The sequence below is a fragment of the Buttiauxella sp. S19-1 genome, from assembly GCF_022134725.1.
GTDB lineage: Bacteria > Pseudomonadota > Gammaproteobacteria > Enterobacterales > Enterobacteriaceae > Buttiauxella > Buttiauxella ferragutiae.
Genome location: NZ_JAHWLU010000239.1, coordinates 1 through 1,649 on the forward strand (window position 1 = coordinate 1; position 1,649 = coordinate 1,649).

At 45.6% G+C, this 1,649-nt stretch carries 2 protein-coding genes; one reads left to right on the plus strand and one right to left on the minus strand.

From position 1 onward, the window contains the following. Positions 1-128 precede the first annotated feature (128 nt). Positions 129-383: a DUF1158 domain-containing protein gene (locus MES37_RS24275; RefSeq protein ID WP_064549024.1), complete on the plus strand. Its 255-nt coding sequence runs from the start codon at positions 129-131 to the stop codon at positions 381-383. Between the two features lie 58 nt (positions 384-441). Here MES37_RS24275 and MES37_RS24280 read toward each other — a convergent pair. Continuing rightward, a partial coding sequence (locus tag MES37_RS24280) for a mechanosensitive ion channel family protein (RefSeq protein WP_237932813.1) occupies positions 442-1,649 on the minus strand: 1,208 nt, incomplete at its 5' end.

Below are 1,649 nucleotides of genomic sequence, written 5' to 3' on the forward strand. Positions count from 1 at the left end.
GGGTTGCTGACCGAGATTTATCGCGACTTGTTGTATCGGGAATGAACAAAGGGCGATTTGAAACAGCGGTAATTTTCCCGGACAATGTGTTTTTGCCTGTGTTTTTAACCCCCCGGCGTAACCATGACATGAAACACCCTCTTGAAGCCCTGATGAGTGCTGGCGGCATCTTACTGCTGGCCTTTTTGTCTTGCCTGCTGCTACCTGCTCCAGCGCTGACTATCGAGTTGGCACAAAAACTTATCAAGATGTTCCATTTGCTGGATATGAACCAACTCTACACCATCATCTTTTGCCTGTGGTTTCTGGCGTTAGGTGCGGTTGAGTATTTCGTGATTCGCTTTATCTGGCGACGTTGGTTTTCGATTGACCGGGAAGCGTAGCGCCATCTGGCATTTTTTTGGTGGATGACGCTATCGCTTATCCACCCTACGAAATAGATTAGTTTTTCATCACCGTGACAATCGAACGAATATCGTTACCGGTCGGTGCCTGATGTATCCGCAAACCGAACTGATCAACCACAGCAAATATATGCTCAAAAATATCAGCCTGAATGGATTCATATTCCAGCCATGCGACAGTGTTAGTAAAAGCATAAATCTCTATTGGCAGACCTTCTGCACCCGGCGCTAACTGGCGCACCATTAATGTCATGTCTTTGCGAATGCGCGGGTGGTTTTGCAGATATTCTGTCAGATAAACCCGGAATGTCCCGACGTTAGTCATGCTGCGCGCATTCAGTACTGAAACCCCATCACTATTATGCGTACGGTTATAGTCTGCAATTTCCTTACTCCGCGAATCGATATAAGGCTTTAATAGTCTCGCCTTCATTAAATTTTCTATTTCATCGGTAGAAAGAAAATGAATACTGGTGGTATCGATATTAATACTGCGCTTAATACGACGGCCACCTGATTGCGACATACCGCTCCAGTTTTTAAAGGCATCAGAAACCAAAGCATAGGTGGGAATAGTGGTAATTGTATTATCCCAGTTACGGACTTTCACGGTGGTCAGGCCGATATCAGTTACCGCGCCATCGGCACCATACTTGGGCATTTCCAGCCAGTCGCCGAGCTTTAACATGCGGTTGGCTGAAAGCTGAATACCGGCAACCAGGCCCAGAATCGGGTCTTTAAACACCAACATCAGTACCGCCGCCATGGCACCCAGGCCGCTGATTAAGATGGCGGGTGACTGCCCAATAATACGCGAGACAATCATGATACCAATGATAATAGAGGCGATCAGTTTCACTCCCTGGAATATTCCCTTCAGCGGAATATCTGAGGTAATAGTAAATTTCTGTGAGAAATTATAAATCACATCCAGCAAGGAGAATAATGACAGCAACGAGTAGAGCATAATCCACAGTTGTGCGCAGATAATCAGTATCTGGCTAACATCACTGCCTTTCTGCAACCACAATACCGCCTGAATATTGACAATAATCCCTTGCAAGGTGAGTGCAAGCCGATGAAATAATTTGTTTTCGGTGATAAGTTGCAGCCATAAATGCTGGCTGGAGTTTGCACGTCGTTCAAACGTCCGCAGAACAATTCTATGGAGAATAAAATGCACCGCTAATGCAAATATAAAGATAATCCCCAGAACCACTAATATCGAAGTGGTCGGATCAAGGG